Genomic DNA, 19,841 nt, shown 5'->3' with positions numbered 1-19,841 from the left:
AAACTGTCAGCCGCTAATCGAGCTACTTATAACCGTATTCCTGGACGCTATGTTTCAAGACAATCCGCTGCTTGCACAGCTAAAACAGCAACTTCACTCACAGACGCCACGGGTTGAAGGTGTCGTCAAAGGCACCGATAAAGGGTTCGGCTTTCTGGAAGCCGAGGCGCAAAAAAGCTATTTCATCCCGCCGCCGCAGATGAAAAAAGTGATGCACGGCGACCGTATCAGCGCCACGCTGCACACTGAAAAAGATCGCGAAATCGCCGAGCCGGAAACGCTGATAGAACCATTCCTGAGCCGCTTTGTCGGCCGCGTTCAGAAAAAAGACGATCGCTTATCCATCGTTCCCGACCATCCGCTGCTGAAAGACGCGATTTTCTGCCGTCCCGCGCGCGGCGTCAGCCATACCTTTCAGGACGGCGACTGGGCGGTTGCCGAAATGCGTCGCCACCCGCTCAAAGGCGACCGCGGGTTCCACGCAGATTTGACCCAATTCATCACCACCGGCGACGATCCGCTGGCGCCGTGGTGGGTGACGTTGTCACGACATAATCTGGAGCGCGCGGCGCCTGAAGCCGAAGCCGCCGAGCGCAACGACGGCGCGCTGACGCGCGAAGATCTGACCGCGCTGGACTTTATCACCATCGATAGCGCCAGTACCGAGGATATGGATGATGCGCTGTATGTAAAAGAGAGCGAGGACGGCGCGTTGCAGCTGTTCGTCGCCATCGCCGATCCGACCGCCTATGTTGAGGCGGGCAGCGAACTGGATAATATCGCGCGCCAGCGCGCCTTCACCAACTATCTGCCCGGCTTCAATATTCCGATGCTGCCGCGTTATCTGTCGGACGATATCTGCTCGCTGCGCCCGCAGGAACGCCGCCCGGCGTTGGCCTGCCGCGTCACGATCGGCGCCGACGGCTCTCTGGGCGACGATATTCAGTTCTTTGCCGCCTGGATCGAGTCCAAAGCCAAGCTGGCTTACGACGATGTATCCGACTGGCTGGAGCAACAGGGCGAATGGCAGCCGCCGAGCGACGCCATTGCGCAGCAGATTCGTTTGCTGCACCGCGTCTGTCTGGCGCGCGGCGCCTGGCGTACGGCGCATGCGCTGGTATTCAAAGACCGGCCGGACTACCGCTTTCTGCTGGGAGAAAAAGGCGAAGTGCTGGACATCGTCGTCGAACCAAGGCGCATCGCCAACCGCATCGTCGAAGAAGCGATGATCGCCGCCAACGTCTGCGCCGCCATTGTGCTGCGCGACAAACTGGGCTTCGGCATCTATAACGTCCATCACGGTTTCGACCCGGCATCCGTCGAGCAGGCGGTGGCGGTGCTGGATTCCTTCGGCATAAAGGCCGATGCCCAGGCGCTGCTGACCCTGGACGGCTTCTGCTCTCTGCGCCGCGAACTGGACGCCCTGCCGACGCCGTTCCTGGACAGCCGCATCCGCCGTTTCCAGTCATTCGCCGAAGTCAGCACCGCGCCGGGGCCGCATTTCGGCCTGGGGCTGGAAGCCTACGCCACCTGGACGTCGCCGATTCGCAAATACGGCGATATGGTTAACCACCGCCTGCTGAAAGCGGCGATCGCCGGGCTGCCGGCGCAAAAGCCCCAGGATGAGGTTACCGCGCAACTGGCGGAACGCCGCCGTCTCAACCGGATGGCGGAGCGGGACGTCGGCGATTGGCTATACGCCCGCTTCCTGAAGGATAAGGCGGGAACCGATACGCGCTTTTCGGCGGAGATCATGGATGTCACCCGCGGCGGCCTGCGCGTCCGGCTGCTGGATAACGGCGCGGTGGCGTTTATCCCCTCCTCCTTTATTCACGCGGTGCGGGATGAGCTGGTATGCAGCCAGGATACCGGCACGGTGTCGATAAAAGGCAAGGAAGTTTACCGCCAGGGCGACGCGCTCGACGTCGTTATCGCGGAAGTTCGCCTCGAAACCCGCAGCATCATCGCCAAACCCGCGGAATAACGCTCCTGCGTCGCCGGCCCATCCGTCGGGCCGGCGACGGCAATATTTTCAGGCGCTTACAGGCGCCAAGCCCGAGCCGTTTCCCGCCGTCGGGCGGCCGTGTATTTAAATATATTTACATAAATTCATCTCCGCTCACATTTTCTCACTCATCCCCTTCTCTTCGGCATCAAACCCACTATTGTTAAATTGCATTAATTGCTGCGCTACATCTCTTCCTCTGTAACGAAGGAGCCGTTGTTATGAATAATCTTAAGAGCATAGCGATCTGGCTATTGGTCGGTCTGGCGGGCGCCATCGCGTTCGCCACCCTGGCCTTAAGCCGCGGTGAACACGTAAATGCCGTATGGTTGGTTGTTGCATCCGTAGCCTGTTACAGTATTGCCTACCGTTTCTACAGTCTGTTTATTGCCAAGAAAGTCTTTGAACTGGACGATCGCCGCTTAACGCCGGCGGAGCGCCACAACGACGGATTAGACTACGTCCCCACCAATAAATGGGTGCTGTTCGGCCACCATTTTGCGGCCATCGCCGGAGCCGGACCGCTGGTCGGCCCGATTCTCGCCGCGCAGATGGGCTTTTTGCCCGGCACGATCTGGATCCTGGTGGGCGTCATGCTTGCCGGCGCGGTACAGGACTTTCTGGTGCTGTTTATTTCCACCCGGCGCGACGGACGCTCTTTGGGAGAGATGGCGAAGCAGGAGCTGGGCGCGTTTGCCGGCGTCATCACCATGCTCGGCGCTTTGGGCGTAATGATTATTATCCTGTCGGCGCTCGCCCTGGTGGTGGTAAAAGCCCTGGCGGACAGCCCGTGGGGCTTATTCACCATCGCCGCCACCATTCCCATCGCGCTGTTTATGGGCATATACATGCGTTTCCTGCGCCCGGGGAAAATCGCCGAGGTCTCGCTCATCGGTTTTGTACTCATGATGCTGGCGATCGTCTATGGCGGCAATATCGCCGCGCACCCCTACTGGGGCCCCTTCTTCACCTTAAAGGGAACCACGCTCACCTGGGTGCTGGTCATTTACGGTTTCGTCGCCTCCGTGCTGCCGGTCTGGCTGCTGCTGGCGCCGCGTGATTATCTCTCCACCTTCCTGAAGATCGGCGTAATCGTCGGGCTGGCGGTCGGCATCGTCTTCGCCATGCCGGAGATGAAAATGCCCGCCGTTTCCCGTTTTATCGACGGCAGCGGCCCGGTGTTTTCCGGCAGTCTGTTCCCCTTCCTGTTTATTACCATCGCCTGCGGCGCGATTTCGGGCTTTCACGCGCTGGTTTCCAGCGGCACCACGCCGAAACTGGTCGAACGGGAGAGTCAAATTCGCTTTATCGGCTACGGCGCCATGTTGATGGAGTCCTTCGTCGCCATCATGGCGCTAATCTGCGCATCGGTCATCGAACCCGGCGTCTATTTCGCCATGAACTCGCCGGCGGCGCTTATCGGCACCACGGTGGAAAACGCCGCTCAGGTTATTAACGGTTGGGGATTCGTCATCACCCCGGAAGCGCTTTCCGCCATCGCCAGCGATGTCGGCGAAGCCTCGGTGCTGTCGCGCGCCGGCGGCGCCCCGACCTTTGCGGTGGGCATGGCCTACATCATTACCGAAATTTTTAACAGCCGCGCGATGATGGCATTCTGGTACCATTTCGCCATTCTGTTTGAAGCGCTATTTATTCTTACCGCCGTGGACGCCGGCACCCGCGCCTGCCGCTTTATGGTTCAGGACTTGGTCGGCGTGGCGATCCCCAGGCTGGCGAACAGCCATTCGTGGCTGGGGAATTTGGCCGGCACCACGGTAGCCGTCGCCGGCTGGGGATTCTTCGTCTATCAGGGGGTTATCGATCCCCTGGGCGGGATCAACACGCTATGGCCGCTGTTCGGCATCGGTAACCAGATGCTGGCGTCCATGGCGCTGATCCTCGGCACCGTAGTGCTGTTCAAGATGAAGAAGCAGCGCTATGCCTGGGTCACCATCGTCCCCACGGTGTGGCTGTTTATTACCTCGATGACCGCCGGCTGGCAGAAGATTTTCCATGAAAAAGCCAGTATCGGCTTTCTGGCTCAGGCTAAACGTTTCTCCGCCGGTATTGAACAGGGCACGCTGATTGCCCCGGCCAAAACCATCAAGGATATGGAAACCATCGTGTTCAGCAATCAGATTAACGCCGCGCTGTGCGGTTTCTTTATGCTGGTGGCCGTCACCATGCTGATATCGGCGTTCTTTGTCATTCGGCGCGCGCTGAACAGCACAAGTCCGACGGCGCAGGAAACGGCGGTGGTGCTACGCGAGGAGCCGCATGCGGCTAAATAGGCTGCGCCGCGGAACGCATACTTAAGCCGGTTTTTAGGGAAAACACCGGGGGAGGTTCCCGTAGGGACGCCTCACCCGGTGGTCGCCCCGTGTATCTCGATGCTTAAACGATCGGCGTTATCCATCGGAGGGATTTTTACTGCCCGTAATACGCGTTTTGACCGTGCTTGCGCAGGTAGTGTTTATCCAGCAAAACTTGCTGCATAGCGCCCAGGTCGGGCGTAAGCTGACGGGAAAAAATGCCCATGTAGGCGATCTCTTCCAATACCACGGCATTATGCACCGCATTATCCGCGTCTTTGCCCCAGGAAAAAGGGCCGTGCGCATTGACCAGCACCGCCGGAATATCGGCTGGCGAAAGCTGGCGGGAACGGAATGTTTCCACAATCACGTTGCCCGTCTCCCATTCGTAACGCCCGTTAATTTCCTCATCGGTCATTAAACGCGTACAGGGGATGGCGCCATGAAAATAATCGGCGTGGGTGGTTCCCCAGGCGGGAATATCTTTACCGGACTGGGCCCAGATGGTGGCGTGGCGGGAGTGCGTATGGACGATCCCGCCAATATCCGCAAACGCCAGGTATAGCATGCGATGGGTATCGGTATCCGAGGAGGGTTTTCTGGCTCCGTCGACCACCTTCCCGCTCTCCAGTTCGACGACGACGATATCATCCGCCGTCATCGCGGAATACTCCACCCCGGAGGGTTTGATCGCCATGAGTCCGCGCGCGCGGTCGACGGCGCTGACATTGCCCCAGGTAAATGTCACTAACCGATGTTGCGGCAGGGCCAAATTGGCTTTCAATACCTGTTTTTTGAGTTCATCCAACATAATCACGCTCCGCGCTATGGCATGAAGCCATTCTCCCGGCCATCGCCCGGCGCCGCTATGGGCTAACTTGCTAAAGACCCGGCAGCGTTCTGCTGTAACCCGCTCGGTTTTTATTTATGCGCGGCCCCTGCTTTACCCTTTATTGCTATCGTTATCGTAACGTATGGGAATTAAGATTTTTTACCTGTTGCAGTTTTTCCCGATGATTATACTGGACGGCAGTGAAATGAAGGCTTGGCTTATTTATTTAATACCGTGAAAGCATTGCAACACGATATTTTCTTCATATGAAGAGAGTGTAATCAGGAGCAAAAGGGGAACATAATGAAAATGAACAAACAGTTTACGACGGCGGTTTTAGCCATAGCGTTAACAATTGCGTTGGCTGGCTGTTCAAATATGTCTAAGCGCGACCGGAACACGGTCATCGGCGCCGGCGCGGGCGCCGTGGGCGGCGCGGTGCTGACGAATGGAGGAACATTAGGAACGCTTGGCGGCGCGGCCATCGGGGGACTTATCGGCCGCCAGGTGGATTAAACCTTTAACCCCCTCACCGTTTTTATGAAAATGGAGCTTAGGCTCCATTTTCATTTTCCGTCACGATTCACCTGACGGTAGTTCACTTTGCCCTCTACCGGTTATCGACATCCGCCTAAACCTCCACCTCAAGCAGGGAAAGCGGAATTTGCCGATCCGCCGCATAAATCAGAAAGATATGCGTCAAACAACTGGACAATGAACCGATAAAAATCTCCGGCGAAGTCGGCCCAAGATTATATCCGGCGAAGGTATGCCGCGCTGATTGTGATGGCAATCCTGTTTTCATCCCTGATAACGCTGCTTTTCGCCATACGCGATCGTCTGCTGGCGTGGCAGAAAGATACGGTAAAATGGTAAACCCGAAGGCAGGCGGCGGCCGGCCTCAACCGCCCGCCAGCTTCACCGTCATCCCTTTCGCTTCCAGCAGCTGTTTCAGCAAATCGCGCTTATCGCCCTGAATCTCAATGAGGCCCGCTTTTACCGCGCCCCCGCAGCCGCACTTTTTCTTTAATTCGGCGGCGAGCTTACCCAGCGCGTCGTCATCGAGATCGATGCCGCTGATAACGCAAACGCCTTTGCCCTTTCGTCCGCTGGTCTGACGCTGTATACGTACTATGCCGTCGCCGCGCGGGCGAACGACCTTCTCCTCTTCCGGCTTAATCCGTCCGCTTTCCGTGGAATATACCAGCCGGCTTTCATCATTGCGCCCCATCGCTCACGCTCCCGCGGCCAGCGACGCCCGGATATCGCGCAGGGTTTGCGCCGGATCGGCGGACTGGGTGATCGGCCGGCCGATTACCATATAATCCACGCCCGCGCGCTGCGCCTGAAGCGGCGTCATGATGCGGCGCTGATCGCCCGCATCGCTGCCTGCGGGACGGATCCCCGGCGTCACCAGTTTAAAGTTCGCATCGCAAACCTGCTTCAGGCGTTCGGCCTCATGCGCGGAACAGACCACGCCGTCGAGACCGCAGTTATAGGTCAGCAGCGCCAGCCTTTCCGCCTGCTCCGCCGGGCTGGCCGTGATGCCCAGATCGCGCAGGTCTTCCACCTCCAGGCTGGTCAATACCGTCACGGCGATCAATAGCGGCGCGTCGTCGCCGAACGGCAGCAGCGCCTCTTTCGCCGCCATCATCATGCGCGTACCGCCGCTGGCATGCACGTTGACCATCCATACGCCCAGATCGGCCGCGGCGGCGACCGCATGCGCGACGGTATTGGGAATGTCATGAAATTTCAAATCGAGGAATACGTCGAACCCACGCTGCTGAAGCGTCTGCACAAACTGCGGGCCGAACAGGGTGAACATCTCTTTGCCCACTTTCAGCCGGCAGTCCTGGGGGGAGATGCGATCGACGAACGACAACGCCGACTGCCGATCGGCATAGTCCAGCGCCACAATAATTGGGGATGATACAGCCTGGTCGTTTTCTTTTAGGTTTTCGTCTTTCACTTGCCGCCCCTTTATTTAATAACAGCCACATTCACGACTAAAATTCCCGCCGCATTCTACATGCCCCGCCGCTGAAATCCCAGCCGCCTGTTTAGCGAATAGCGACGGCGATTGCCGCTGAAACCGTACGGGTATCGAAATATTTAGTATGTTGTAACTAAATCGCACGCCATTCCCCCGCGCCCGCGTACTGTTGTTACTGCCCGTCTAATCCGCGAATCGGCTTTATGCTGGCCCAACTGCGGCAGGAAGGACAGTGCCAGTATAAAGACTGCGAGGTAAAGCCGCATTTCCGGCAGCTGTAGCGCGGTTTGGTGCGGATTTGCTCGCCGACCATATCGCGCAAAACCAGAAGACTCTCTTTCGCCCTGCCGTCTTCCGCTTCGTTCAGATGGTAATCCATCAGGCGATGAAACACGCGCATCGTCGGGTGCCGCTGGAGCTGACGGTTGATATACACCTGGGCCGCTTCGGCGCCCTGCTGATGCTCGATAATGTCGGCCAGCATCAATTCCGCCGTGGCGCCTGAATTCTCCTCGACGCATCGCGTCAGAAATTCGGCCCACGCCTGAGGCTGCTGCAAATGCTGATAACACTCCTGCAGTATCGCCAGCGTTTCGCTGACCAGCTCTTTATCCTGTTCAAGCACCTGCTGCAGGGAGTCGACGGCGCGCGCGTACTGCTGCTGCGCCATATAGATGCGCCCCATCATGATCGATACGCGCGCGCACTGTTTATCCGCCGCTGCGCCCTTTTTCAGCAAGCCTAACGCCTTATCCAGATCGTCGCCGCCCATGGCGAGCAGCGCCTGTTCGCAGTAGAAATGGGCGATATCCGCCCGGATCTGATCTTCACCCATTTTAACCAGCGCTTCCGCTACATCGATGGCGTTTAGCCAGTCGCTGGTCGCCTGATAGATTTGCAAAAGCTGCTGCAGGGCGCCGCGCCGAAAATCCTCTTCGTCCACCAGCTGTTTGAGGATCTCTTCGGCGCGATCGTACAGCCCCGCGGCCGTGTAGTCCCGGCCAAGCTGCTGTAGCGCCAGCAGGCGTTGTTCAAACGACAGGGAGGTGCTTTCGGTCAAAGCCTGATGAATGCGGATGGCGCGATCGACCTCGCCGCGCGAGCGAAACAAATTGCCGAGGGTCAGATGCGCCTCAAAGGTGTTGCCGTCATCCTTGAGCATGTCGAGGAACAGCTCAACCGCTTTATCCTGCTGATTGGAGAGCAGGAAGTTTACCCCGGTGACATATTCGCGCGACAGACGGTTGGACTCCTGCTCTTTATCCTGCTGCGCACTTCTGCGCCCCATGTACCAGCCATAAGCGGCGGCCACGGGCAGCAACAAGAACAGCAGTTCTAGCATAGAGAATAATTCCTTAGTGGGTGGCGGGCTGCGCCGGCGCTACACTTTCTTCATTCGCCGCAGAAAGCTGTTGTTCAAGACGTTTGATTTTACGTTGAGCGCGGCCTAACGCAATACGCTGACGCAGATAAAACAGACCGCAAATCACCCAGCCCAGAACGAAGCCCGTGGCGAATAGCGTGGCCAGCAGCGTCGATATACGGTAATCCCCTTGCGCCAGCAGATAGTTAAACGTAATCGTCTGATCGTTGTGCGCGCCCAGTGTGACAGAAATGATGAATATCGCCAGCACGAGTAAAAAAATCAGCAAGTATTTCACGTTATATTTCCTGTGATATCTCATTAACCAAATGAATTATGCCAAATTTTGGCGATAAACCCCATAAAATTACCACCCGGACGCTTCGCGCCGCCGCCGCGCGGTGATTAGGCCGAAGAAAAAGATGGCCGCACGTCGGACGCAAACGCGACGTAAGCTCATCTCCGATCACGCTTTGTCCGCCGCGTCTTCCGCGGCTTGCTGTTCCAACTCTTCGCGCTGCAGCGAAAGCGGACCGCACCAGCGCTGGGCCAGCCAACAGGCGATCGCCACCAGCAGCCAGCTTATCAGCGTCGCAACAATCAGGTCGCGCGGCCAGTGCATCCCCAACACCAGACGACTGCCCATCACCGAGGTCGCCCACAGCATCAATAGCGCGACCGTTTTATAATGCCGGCGCGCCCACAGCAGCCCGACGCCCAACAGCGCCCAGGTAGCGGCGAACATGGTATGTCCCGACGGGAAGGCAAACCCGGTTTCCGCCTGCCAGTGGCGGCGCAGCCAGTGGGGGATCCCCGTCTCATCGCGCAGTTGCTCTTTTACCAGCCCGGCCCGCTCCTTGCGCGGCAGAGAATAAAAGTGGCTATCGTCAATCTGGTGATTTTTCTCCAGCCAGACGACATACGGACGCGGCTCCTGCACCCAGCCTTTGATCGCCGACTTCGTGCCCTGACCGATAATCACCGTAACGATCATGATGACAAACACGCCGATAGCCGGTTTCATCCGAAAACGCAGGCACCAGAGAAACCAGGCGCCCAGCACTATGCTGGTCAAGGTTCCCCACGGCGACGTCACCGTTTCGGTCGTCCAGAACAGCATACGCAGCCATAATCCGCTCTGTCCTGGCTGCCACTGCCACCCGCTAATCCAAACAATCGATGGCATGATCAGCAAAAGCACCGCGCCGATAGCGGTTCGTCTGACGATATCGAACATCTTTTCTTCCTATAATTCAGTGTGATACCCACAACAATATTGTCACAATTCTAGCAAAAAAAACGACATAAGAGGTTAGTATGGCGTAAAATAGCTCCCGGTTGAGTCAATGAACGGTCTTTTGCTGGTCAAGTCCCGCTTACCGCAGTAGGATGCGCGTCAGCATTTTTGTTTTTTGGAGAATAACATGCAGCTAAAACGGGTGGCGGAAGCCAAATTACCCACCCTCTGGGGCGATTTCCTGATGGTAGGATTTGAAGAACTGGCCACAGGACACGACCATCTCGCATTGGTTTATGGCGATATTTCCGGCTCGACTCCCGTTCTGGCGCGTGTTCACTCCGAATGTTTGACGGGGGACGCCCTATTTAGCCTGCGCTGCGACTGCGGATTTCAGCTTGAAGCCGCGCTGCGGCATATCGCCGAGGAAGGACGCGGCGTGCTGCTGTATCACCGGCAGGAGGGCCGCAATATCGGCCTGTTGAATAAAATTCGCGCCTATGCGCTGCAGGATCTGGGCGCGGATACCGTCGAAGCGAACCACCAGCTAGGCTTTGCCGCTGATGAGCGCGACTTCACGCTCTGCGCGGACATGTTCAAACTGCTGGGCGTTAATGAAGTCCGCCTGCTGACCAATAATCCGCAAAAAGTAAAAATTCTCAACGAAGCGGGCATCAATATCGTTGAGCGCGTGCCGCTGATCGTCGGCCGCAACCCTCAAAATGAACGCTATCTGGCGACCAAAGAGGCCAAGCTGGGGCATCTGCTGCATATAAAATGACGCGACAGGCGCCGTGGGCGCCAGGTCGTTCCTGGCGCTCATCCTCTCTTAGTGTTTGATGATGTAAATATCCTTGCTGTAGACATCCGCTTTCTGGTCGGGCTTGAACCCGCCGATATAGGGTTTCACCAGCCGCGCGCGCACATAGTAATAGAGGGGAATCAGCGGAGCCTGCTGCTGCAGAATTTTTTCCGCCTGGTGATAGTCGCTATTACGCGCCGCGGGCGTATCCGCATTGACCGAGCGATCCAACAGCGCGTCGTATTCGGCATGCGTGAATTTCCCCTGATTATTGCTGTTGCCGGTACGCAGAATATCGAAATAGGTGGAAGGCTCATTATAATCCGCCGCCCAGGACGCCCTGACCACTTCAAAGTCTCCGGTGCGCATAGTGTCCAGCATGGTCTTCCACTCCTGGTTTTTCAGCCGTGCCTCAACGCCCAGCGCCTGTTTCCACATCGAGCTGGCGGCAATCGCCACCCGCTGATGCGACTCGGAAGTGTTGTACAGCAGGTCGAATTTTAACGGCCGATCCGCGCCGAATCCCGCGGCGGCCAGCAGCTTTTTCGCCTCGACGTTTCTTTGCTGCTGGCTCCAGGCCGCCCATTCGGGCTGCTCGCTGCTATAGCCCGCCATACCGGGCGGCAGAATGCTGTAGGCGGGCCGTTGCCCCATGCCCAGCACCTTCTCGGCAATCACGGTTTTGTCCAGCGCCAGATCCAGCGCCCGCCTGACGCGCGGGTCGTTAAACGGCGGCTTTTGCGTATTGAATTTGTAATAGTAGGTGGATAATTGCGGATCCACTTTAACCTGATCGGGCAGATCTTTCTTAAGCGCGTTGAACAGGTGCGGCGGCAGCGTGAAGGTTATCTCCACCTCGCCGGCTTTGTAACGATTCACCTCCGCCGTATTGGATACGATCGGCAAGTAGGTCACCTTGTTCAGCACGGTGTGCGCATCATCCCAATAGTAGGGATTGCGTTTACCGACAATCCGCTCGTTGACCACCCATTCGTTAAGGGTAAAAGGGCCGCTGCCGACGAAATTGCCGGGCTGCGTCCATCTATCGCCATATTTTTCAATCGCCGCCTGCGGCAGCGTCACCACGGCGAAATGGTCGACCATCGCCAGAAAATAGGATAAAGGCCGATCCAGTTCAATGCGTACCGTTCGCTTATCCGGCGCCGTAATGCCCAGCGCGTCGGCGGGCATTTTCCCTGCCGCAATCTCCGCGGCGTTGCGCACGTGCATACTGGGAATATAGGATTGGTAGGGAGAGAGCGTTTGCGGATCGACCAAACGCCGCCAGCTGAAAACCACGTCGGCGGCGGTGAGCGGAGTGCCGTCGGACCACTTCAGGTCCGGGCGCAGATGGAACGTCCAGATCCGCTGATCCTGTTGCTCCCACTTTTCAGCCAGACCGCCGGAAATGGCGCCGTCATCATGCACCGAAATCAGCTTTTCAAAAAAATCGTGAATGATATTGGCTTCGACATCGCTCTCGACCTTATGCGGATCGAGCGAGGCGGGTTCAGAACCGTTGCCCCGCACCAGCTCCTGTTTGGCCGCCAGCTGAACGCCGGCGGGCGCCTGCGCCGCGCAAACGGCGGCCGAAACCATCGCTGAGCAGAGCGGGAGCAACAGAGCGTACAGGCGTTGCCTACCGCCGACGTTTAACGCGAAATTCATAGCCTCTCCTTATGTGCCGCACGGTTTACCCTCAGAATGAGTAATAGCGCGCAGAGGCCGTATCTGGCAAGGGGATCTCCGATTTTATCGCATAAATAAAACCTGGCGCGGGTATATCCGACGCCAGGTTTTAACCGGTTCTATCGGCACTCAGGCTTTTCCGCCGAGGGTAAAGCGATAGCGGAGATAAACCCGAAAATCATCGAAATTCTCCCCCTCTTCCGCATCAATGAAGGCGTAGCGCAGGCGCACGCTGAAACCGTCGAGCGCGCCGGAGAAGTCGTACTGAACGCTTAGGTCGGTCTCGTTTATGTCCTTCGCCTGCTGAGTCGAGAACTGAAGTCTGTCGGTATCGTAATAGGCATGAAACAGGTAGGCGTTCAGGCCCTTAATGCCGATTTGCGAGAAATCATAGGCGACTCTCAGCGCATAGGCCGTTTCATTGGCGCGGCCCGCGGCGTTGATCTGCTGGATGATGACCTTTTCATCGCCCCACGGAACATAGAGCTCATCATCGCCGGTTTTGGCGTAGAAAGCGGCGACATGGAAACCGTAGGCCTTAAAGCCGGTATTGAAGCCATACTGGTAAGTATCGAACTCCCTGCCGCCAAGCTCCGCGCCGATTGACTGCTGAAACAGCGCCGACGGCGCGAAAAACAGTTCATAATCGCCGATGCGCTTCGCCGCGTGCGCCTTGAAAAAGCCGGTGTCGAACACATCGTCCATATGGTAGATCCAGCCCTGCAGCTGGGTTTTCGCGAAATCGACGGGAAGCGTATATTTCATGCCGCCGGCGATAAGATCCCGGTTAACCTTAACGCCGTTCACCGAGACCAGAGAGGTAAACTCATCGTCCCACCAGCCTTCCATGTCCGTAATATAGTAAGCGGATAACTCCAGATTCTCGACGCCGCTGTTCACCACGGAAATCCCGCGGTAAGTTTTAGGCAAAAACCTTATATCATGCCCGCTCATAAAGGGCGTATTTATCTCCTGCGCGCCGAACTTTATTTTGCTATCGAACCAGTCGCCCTGAATATAATATTCCTGAAGACGCGAGAAACTCTGATGCTTATTTGTGCCGATTCCCTGAACCAGGCCATAGACCTGATGATTATCGTTATCACCGACGTCGTTGGCGCTGGCGAAGGCCGCGCCGGCGCTTAATCCGTTGACGGCGGCGGTGTTGAAGTAAAATAAGGTGCCGACGGCCAGATCGGCTCTTTTGGCGCTGTCGTCGAAATCCCTTTCGAAATAATAACCTCGCAGTTCGCCTTTCAGCGTTCCCTGTTCAAAGGCTTCGTTTAAATTGTTTGCGGCAAAGGCGCCAGAGGTAAATATGAATAATATCCAAGCCGGAAATAGGGCAAAATTTTTCATTTTGCTTCCTTCTAAAAAAGAGAAAATACCCGCCGAATAAATACGGCGGGATCATCGCGGATAATTATTTTATGTACTTAACCGCATTTTCAGCGGCTATCCGTCCTGAATTCAATGCGAAAGCGAAACTGGCGCCGCCCATTTCAAGGTCATAGCTATCGCCGTACATGCCTCCGGCATCGAGCCCGCCGGCGTAAAGCCCGGGAATGGCTTTTCCCTGCGCGGTCACCGCTTCCGCCTTTTCATTGATTCTGACGCCGCCGAACGTACCGAGCGCTCTCGGCCGCAGCTTCGTCACATAGAAAGGCCCTTTTTCCACCGGGCGCAGGAAATCGGCGTTTTTAAAAAACTCCTCGTCCTTATGCCTGACGGCGGCCTGATTATTGCGCGTGATCGTCGCCTTCAGCACGTTGGGGTCGGCGCCGATGTTGCGCGCGACCTCTTCAAGGGTGTCGCATTTGAAAACATTGCCGTTGTTTTTCGCCAACTCCTTATTGAACTCCTCCTCAAGTTTATCCAGCCTGGTGCCGTAGGTTACCCATTCGCCGATGGGCATCTGGATCCCCTGATTGAGAAACATCTGTTTTGTCTGTTCGTCGTAGATTGAGTAGGCGACGCCGCCGATTCGCTCCAGCGCGTTGCCGGAGAAGGGCCACTCGGCGATATTGTACTCGTCGGTATATCTTCGTCCGTTGGGATCGACGTAAAGGTAGGGCTGAACCGCCGCCGCGATAAGGTGCGACTTGGTGGAAAAATCGGGCAGTCCGGGCCGATAGGAGATCATAATTTCAGCCCCCTCCTCGCCGGCTCCGGCGTCCCAGGCCATCTGAATGCCTTCGCCATCTTTGCCTGACTGGCCGACCATGATCACATCGGGGAAACGGGAATATTTTTTCAGCATCTCTTTATTGTTGCCGTAACCGCCGGTGCCGACGATCACCGCCTTGGCATTGACGATCACTTTCTCGCCGTCTTTATTGACGCCCTCCACGCCCACCACTCGGTTGTCTTTTTTAATCAGCTTTTTGCCCGGCGTCTGCAACAGCACCTCGCCGCCCAGCGCGCGGAATTTTCTGTCGAGCGCCACCATCACCGCGTTGCCGTGGTTATAACGCTTACCGTCGACCTCAAGCTCGCCGACCACATGCCAGGTCAGCGGACCGCCGAAGCCGCCTACGCCGATAAACTCATAGTTCACGCCGAACTGCCGCAGCCATTCAAGCGTATCGGCGGATTTGAGAACAATCGCGCTGACCAGCGGCGCATTGGCCCGCCAGTGGCTGTATTCCATAATCGCCTGGAATGCGAATTTTCTGGATACATCGATGCCCTGCCTTTTCTGCATGGCGCTTTCCGCAGCAAAAATGCCTTCGGCGAAATTTGCCGAACCGCCCATAATGCCCTGTTTTTCAAGAATAATGACTTCGGCTCCGAGCATTTTTGCCTGCACCCCGGCGGCAAGCCCCGTCGCGCCGCCGCCTACCACCGCGATATCGGTGTTGTACACCTTGTCCGCATAGGCGGAGAGAGAAAACAGCGCGGTAATCAGCGCGGCGATCCCTGTCTTAGTAGACAAAAAATGTTTCATACGTCGACCTCTCTTTTTATCCATTTTTATTATTTAGCGTTCTATTACCGGCGCTGGCTCGCCGCCTTAGCCATACAAAAAGCATGGAAATAGCGCGGCGCGCCAGCTCGCGGCTTATAACCGCCGTTATTGCCGATGGTTGATTCAACAAAAGCGAGACTTATGCCTGACTGGCATCACAAGGACAAGGATGACTGAATACGGGAATACCCGATGATGTGGTACGCAGGTACGCTATCGTCCTAAGACTATCCGGCTGACATCAGAAAACCAGCGCGCCAAGATTATTAGCAACCCGCATGATTCATAAGCGGTTCTTGGCGAAAAACACCTTAGCGTAGCGCAAACGGCGGAACTGTGAATATCGTCACTAACGATGCGAAAGGCTCGCAGCCAAATTATTAGAATATGATCTAATACGTAATCTGCCCGCCGGCGCTTCGATAGCGGGCGCGGCCGCCATCGAAGTCCGGCTCAAGAGGTTAAAGCATATTGCGGATCACATAGTGCAGGATGCCATCGTGCTGATAATAGGTCAGCTCATTACGGGTATCGATGCGGCAGCGGGTATTAATCACCCGGCTTTCCCCTGCGCTATCCGTAATGGCGACGGCCACCGTCGCGCCGGGCGTCAGCTGCGCCAGCCCCGTAATGGAGATCTGTTCTTCACCGCTCAGCTTGAGCGTCTTGCGGGTTACGCCCTGCGGAAACTCAAGCGGCAGTATCCCCATGCCGATCAGATTGGAGCGGTGAATACGCTCGAAGGATTCGGCGATAACCACGCGCACGCCCAGCAAACGCGGGCCTTTCGCCGCCCAGTCGCGGCTGGATCCCGAACCGTACTCTTTTCCCGCCAGCAATGCCAGCGGCACCTGTTCATCCTGGTAGCGCATGGCGGCGTCATAGATGGTCATCTCATCTTGCGACGGAATATGCCGGGTATAGCCGCCCTCTTTGCCCGGCACCATCTCATTGCGGATACGAATATTGGCGAAGGTGCCGCGCATCATCACTTCATGATTGCCGCGCCGCGAGCCATATGAATTAAACGCCTGGGGTTCCACGCCATGCGCCAGCAGGTAGCTTCCCGCGGGGCTGTCGCGTTTGATATTCCCCGCCGGCGAGATATGGTCGGTGGTGACGGAGTCCCCCAGCATCGCCAGAATGCGGGCGTTATGAATATCCTCAACCGGTTTCGGCGTTTTGCCCATATCCAGGAAAAACGGCGTCTGCCGGATATAGGTTGACTCCGACGGCCATTGATAGGTGGGGTTATTATCCACCGCAATATCCCGCCACTCCTGCGTCCCGTCAAATACGCCGGCATACTGTTTATGAAACATATCCGCACTGACGTTCAGCACCGCCTCGGCGACCTCTTGCGCCGAAGGCCAGATATCGCGCAGATAAACCGGACGCCTCTGCCGATCTTCCCCCAGCGGTTCGCGGGTAAGATCGATATTCATATTCCCCGCCAGCGCATAGGCAACCACCAGCGGCGGCGAAGCCAGCCAGTTGGTTTTTACCAGCGGATGAATGCGTCCTTCAAAATTACGGTTGCCGGACAGCACCGCGCCGACCGTTAAGTCGCCGGCCTTAATCGCCGCCTCGATCGGTTCAGGCAGCGGCCCCGAATTGCCGATACAGGTGGTACAGCCGTATCCCACCAGGTCGAAACCCAGCTCATCGAGATAGGGCGTGAGCCCGGCTTTGGCGTAATAATCCGTGACCACGAGCGACCCCGGCGCCAGCGATGTTTTTACCCAGGGTTTGCTCTTCAGCCCGCGCGTCACCGCATTTTTCGCCAGCAGCCCGGCGGTCATCAGCACGCTGGGGTTTGAGGTATTGGTACAGGAGGTGATGGCGGCGATGACCACCGCGCCCTGGTACAGGCGATGCGTCTCTCCATTCAATGTAAACTCGGCATAATCCGTATTTTTTGCGATCTGCCATCCCTGGCTGTCACCCTGCGGGCCGTCGCTGCGCGACGTCAAAAACTTCTCCCGGAAGTTTTTTGCCGCCGTATTGACATCCAGCTCTAGGCTGGCGGAAAACGCCCGAGGCACGCCGGCCAGCGGCACCCGGTCCTGGGGACGCTTAGGACCGGCCAGACTGGTTTCGACGCTAGCCAAATCCAGCGTCAGCCGGCTGGTGAACACCGGTTCGTCGCCGCGATTGCGCCATAGCCCCTGCCGCCTGCCGTAAGCCTCCACCAGCGCAATCTGCTCATCGCTACGGTTAGTCAGGCGCATATAGTCCAGCGTGATTTGGTCAATGGGGAAAAAACCGCAGGTGGCGCCGTATTCCGGAGCCATATTGGCGATGGTGGCGCGATCGGCCAGGGGTAGATGATCCAGGCCGTCGCCGTAGAACTCGACGAATTTGCCGACCACGCCGTGCTTACGCAGCATCTGCGTCACGGTGAGCACCAGATCGGTGGCGGTGATCCCCTCGCGCATTTTCCCGGTCAGCTTAACGCCCACCACGTCAGGAATCAGCATCGAGATGGGCTGGCCCAGCATAGCGGCTTCGGCCTCAATGCCGCCGACGCCCCACCCCAGCACGCCTAGGCCATTAATCATCGTGGTGTGCGAATCTGTTCCCACCAGCGTATCGGGATAGGCCAGCAGCTTATCCTGCCGCTTTTCAAGCCATACCGCTTTCGCCAGGTACTCAAGATTAACCTGGTGGCATATCCCGGTTCCCGGCGGCACCACCCGAAAATGGCTAAACGCGTTCTGCCCCCAGCGCAAAAACTGGTAGCGCTCATGGTTGCGCGCCATTTCCAGCTGGGTATTCTCCACCAGCGCCTGTCCGTCGCCGAAGCGGTCGACCGTAACCGAATGGTCGATAACCAGGTCAACCGGCGAAAGCGGGTTCACTTTATTGACATCGCCGCCAAGCCGCGCCACCGCCGCGCGCATCGCGGCAAGATCGACGACGGCGGGGACGCCGGTAAAATCCTGCATCAGCACGCGCGCCGGACGGTAAGCGATCTCGCGCTCGACGTGCCCGGTTTTCAGCCAGGAAACCACCGCCTGCAAATCCTCCTGGCGGACGGTGTCGTCATCCAGATAACGCAGCAGGTTTTCCAGCAATACTTTTAACGACTTAGGTAAGTTATCAATCTCGCCAAGCTGACGCGCGGCCAGGGGCAAACTGTAATAATGATAGGTTTGTTGCCCTGTTTGCAGCGTATCCAGGCAGGTATCGCGAAGAAAATGAGATGACATGCTTCCTCCCAAAGTAATCCGGTTAATCGTTATTTTTGTCGATCCGCCATTCAATACCCAGCCTGAATATGCGGTCTTGTTTAAAGATAACACAAACAAAAAATAACGTTTTTGCAACAATCAAAAATGAACGCAACGATAGCCGCTGACTATCTACCTGCGAACCTTTGTCGATACCTGGGCGAAAGCGGCGTATTGTATAAGCCGTAGGTCAGTAGGCGCCGCGGCGCGGTTACCCAATGAGCGGCGGCATTACGCCAATAATGCCGGGAGCCGTCAGAAAAGTACGCCGATGGAAACGTTGCCTGATGAAAAGCGCATCCGGGCCGATCGGGTCGGCGCGAATACGCAGCACGTGATGTTTAATATCAGGACGCTCTGTTAATTAACAAAAGATACATACCGCATGATTAAATACCTCGCATCTTTTCTAGCCATCGTCGTTTTTGTTACCGTTTTTTTGCTCAACCAATTATCTGAATTTGAACTGTCCGGTTATGAGCTGCAGCGCAGCATCACGTTTGAGCATCGACAGGATATTCTGGAAGGCACGCTGATCCTGCCTCAAAAGGCCATATCGCCCCCGGTCGTACTGTTAGTGCACGGCGACGGCGCTCAGGATCGCTGGTCCAACGGCGGATATATTCCGCTGGTTAAATTTCTGGTTTCACAGGGAATGGCGGTTTTTTCATGGGACAAAGCCGGCGTCGGGGCGAGCAAAGGCAACTGGCTGGAGCAGACCATGTCAGATCGCGCCGATGAGGCCGCGTTCGCGCTCAACAAGCTGAAACAGCAGCCGGAACTTAAAAACAGCCCTATCGGTTTTCTCGGCTTTTCGCAGGCCGGCTGGACGGTGCCGCGAGCGAGCGAACTGACAAAGGCCGACTTCGCCGTGCTGGCCGGCGCCGCGGTAAACTGGCGGGATCAAGGGATATATTATATGGGGCAACGGCTTAAATTCGCGGGACGATCGGCCATTGAGATCACGCAGGCGCAAGAGCGCGAAGCGGCGGATTTCGACCGCCAGTTTACGGAGGAAAACGCCGCTCTTCCCTGCCTCTCGCGCTGTACCCGGCAGGATTTTGAACGTCGCAATTCACGCGCCGACGCCAAAAAAGATATCTCGGAGATGCATACGCCGGTGATGATCCTGATGGGAGAGGATGACCGTAATGCGGATCCTCATGAAACCGCATCCGTCTGGGCCAAAACATTACCCGCTAAAACGCCCCGCTGTATCAGGCTGTTCGCCGGAACGACCCACGGACTTTTACGCAGCGCATGGTTTGACTACCAGTTGCCCTCTCAGTGGCCCCTGTGGAAACAAGGCGCATTTCTGCTGTCCGGGCAACATTCTTACTCGCCGGGGGTTCTCAGCGCCATCGCTGACTGGATACTTAATCAGAAGTGCCCAAACTAAAGCGC

General features: G+C 56.8%; 15 protein-coding genes and 1 pseudogene. 6 read left to right on the top strand and 10 right to left on the bottom strand.

Annotated elements, in window-relative coordinates; all coding sequences use genetic code 11:
• Positions 1-49 precede the first annotated feature (49 nt).
• Positions 50-1,984: an exoribonuclease II gene (locus VSX58_RS01980; RefSeq protein ID WP_327616574.1), complete on the top strand. Its 1,935-nt coding sequence runs from the start codon at positions 50-52 to the stop codon at positions 1,982-1,984.
• A 242-nt stretch (positions 1,985-2,226) separates the two neighbouring features.
• The gene (locus tag VSX58_RS01975) at positions 2,227-4,296 is read left to right on the top strand and encodes a carbon starvation CstA family protein (protein WP_327616573.1); all 2,070 of its coding nucleotides are present in this window, start codon (positions 2,227-2,229) and stop codon (positions 4,294-4,296) included.
• Positions 4,297-4,432: 136 nt separating this feature from the next.
• Here the strand turns inward: VSX58_RS01975 and araD are convergent, their stop codons facing one another.
• Positions 4,433-5,128, bottom strand: a complete 696-nt coding sequence (gene araD / locus VSX58_RS01970; protein WP_327616572.1) for an L-ribulose-5-phosphate 4-epimerase — start codon at positions 5,126-5,128, stop codon at positions 4,433-4,435.
• 321 nt (positions 5,129-5,449) lie between these two features.
• Here araD and osmB point away from each other — a divergent pair, with 321 nt between their 5' ends.
• Both osmB and VSX58_RS01960 read left to right on the top strand, forming a co-directional pair.
• Positions 5,450-5,665: an osmotically-inducible lipoprotein OsmB gene (gene osmB / locus VSX58_RS01965; protein WP_327617041.1), complete on the top strand. Its 216-nt coding sequence runs from the start codon at positions 5,450-5,452 to the stop codon at positions 5,663-5,665.
• A 252-nt stretch (positions 5,666-5,917) separates the two neighbouring features.
• A pseudogene (locus tag VSX58_RS01960) lies at positions 5,918-6,025 on the top strand (ABC transporter permease); the annotation flags it as partial.
• Between the two features lie 25 nt (positions 6,026-6,050).
• On the opposite strand, the gene yciH reads toward VSX58_RS01960, so the two are convergent.
• The 5 genes from yciH to pgpB all read right to left on the bottom strand — a co-directional run bounded on the left by yciH (position 6,051) and on the right by pgpB (position 9,745).
• Positions 6,051-6,380: a stress response translation initiation inhibitor YciH gene (yciH, locus tag VSX58_RS01955; protein WP_327616571.1), complete on the bottom strand. Its 330-nt coding sequence runs from the start codon at positions 6,378-6,380 to the stop codon at positions 6,051-6,053.
• A 3-nt stretch (positions 6,381-6,383) separates the two neighbouring features.
• Positions 6,384-7,121, bottom strand: a complete 738-nt coding sequence (gene pyrF, locus VSX58_RS01950) for an orotidine-5'-phosphate decarboxylase (RefSeq protein ID WP_327616570.1) — start codon at positions 7,119-7,121, stop codon at positions 6,384-6,386.
• 196 nt (positions 7,122-7,317) lie between these two features.
• A complete protein-coding gene (lapB, locus tag VSX58_RS01945; RefSeq protein WP_327616568.1) occupies positions 7,318-8,487 on the bottom strand; it encodes a lipopolysaccharide assembly protein LapB in 1,170 nt (389 codons plus the stop codon).
• 13 nt (positions 8,488-8,500) lie between these two features.
• On the bottom strand, positions 8,501-8,806 hold the full coding sequence (locus tag VSX58_RS01940; protein ID WP_327615206.1) for a LapA family protein: 306 nt from the start codon (positions 8,804-8,806) through the stop codon (positions 8,501-8,503).
• Positions 8,807-8,974: 168 nt separating this feature from the next.
• Positions 8,975-9,745 (bottom strand): phosphatidylglycerophosphatase B, encoded by a 771-nt coding sequence (pgpB, locus tag VSX58_RS01935; RefSeq protein WP_327616567.1) that lies wholly within the window; start codon positions 9,743-9,745, stop codon positions 8,975-8,977.
• Between the two features lie 187 nt (positions 9,746-9,932).
• Between pgpB and ribA the strand changes: the two genes are divergently transcribed.
• Positions 9,933-10,526, top strand: coding sequence for a GTP cyclohydrolase II (ribA, locus tag VSX58_RS01930; protein WP_327615204.1), 594 nt, complete (start codon positions 9,933-9,935; stop codon positions 10,524-10,526).
• Between the two features lie 48 nt (positions 10,527-10,574).
• Here ribA and VSX58_RS01925 read toward each other — a convergent pair whose 3' ends face one another.
• The 4 genes from VSX58_RS01925 to acnA all read right to left on the bottom strand — a co-directional run bounded on the left by VSX58_RS01925 (position 10,575) and on the right by acnA (position 18,416).
• Entirely contained in the window at positions 10,575-12,215 is a 1,641-nt protein-coding gene (locus VSX58_RS01925) for an ABC transporter substrate-binding protein (RefSeq protein ID WP_407654826.1), read from the bottom strand.
• Positions 12,216-12,365: 150 nt separating this feature from the next.
• Positions 12,366-13,595: an OprD family outer membrane porin gene (locus VSX58_RS01920; RefSeq protein ID WP_327616566.1), complete on the bottom strand. Its 1,230-nt coding sequence runs from the start codon at positions 13,593-13,595 to the stop codon at positions 12,366-12,368.
• A gap of 64 nt (positions 13,596-13,659) precedes the next feature.
• Entirely contained in the window at positions 13,660-15,171 is a 1,512-nt protein-coding gene (locus VSX58_RS01915) for an FAD-dependent oxidoreductase (protein ID WP_327616565.1), read from the bottom strand.
• Positions 15,172-15,665: 494 nt separating this feature from the next.
• Complete coding sequence (gene acnA, locus VSX58_RS01910) at positions 15,666-18,416, bottom strand: aconitate hydratase AcnA (RefSeq protein ID WP_327616564.1); 2,751 nt, start codon at positions 18,414-18,416, stop codon at positions 15,666-15,668.
• A gap of 406 nt (positions 18,417-18,822) precedes the next feature.
• Between acnA and VSX58_RS01905 the strand changes: the two genes are divergently transcribed.
• Entirely contained in the window at positions 18,823-19,836 is a 1,014-nt protein-coding gene (locus tag VSX58_RS01905; protein WP_327616563.1) for an alpha/beta hydrolase family protein, read from the top strand.
• Positions 19,837-19,841: the final 5 nt, after the last annotated feature.

Source organism: Brenneria populi, from assembly GCF_036016195.1.
Taxonomy (GTDB): domain Bacteria; phylum Pseudomonadota; class Gammaproteobacteria; order Enterobacterales; family Enterobacteriaceae; genus Brenneria; species Brenneria populi.
This window is presented reverse-complemented; position numbering and strand designations above follow the sequence as displayed.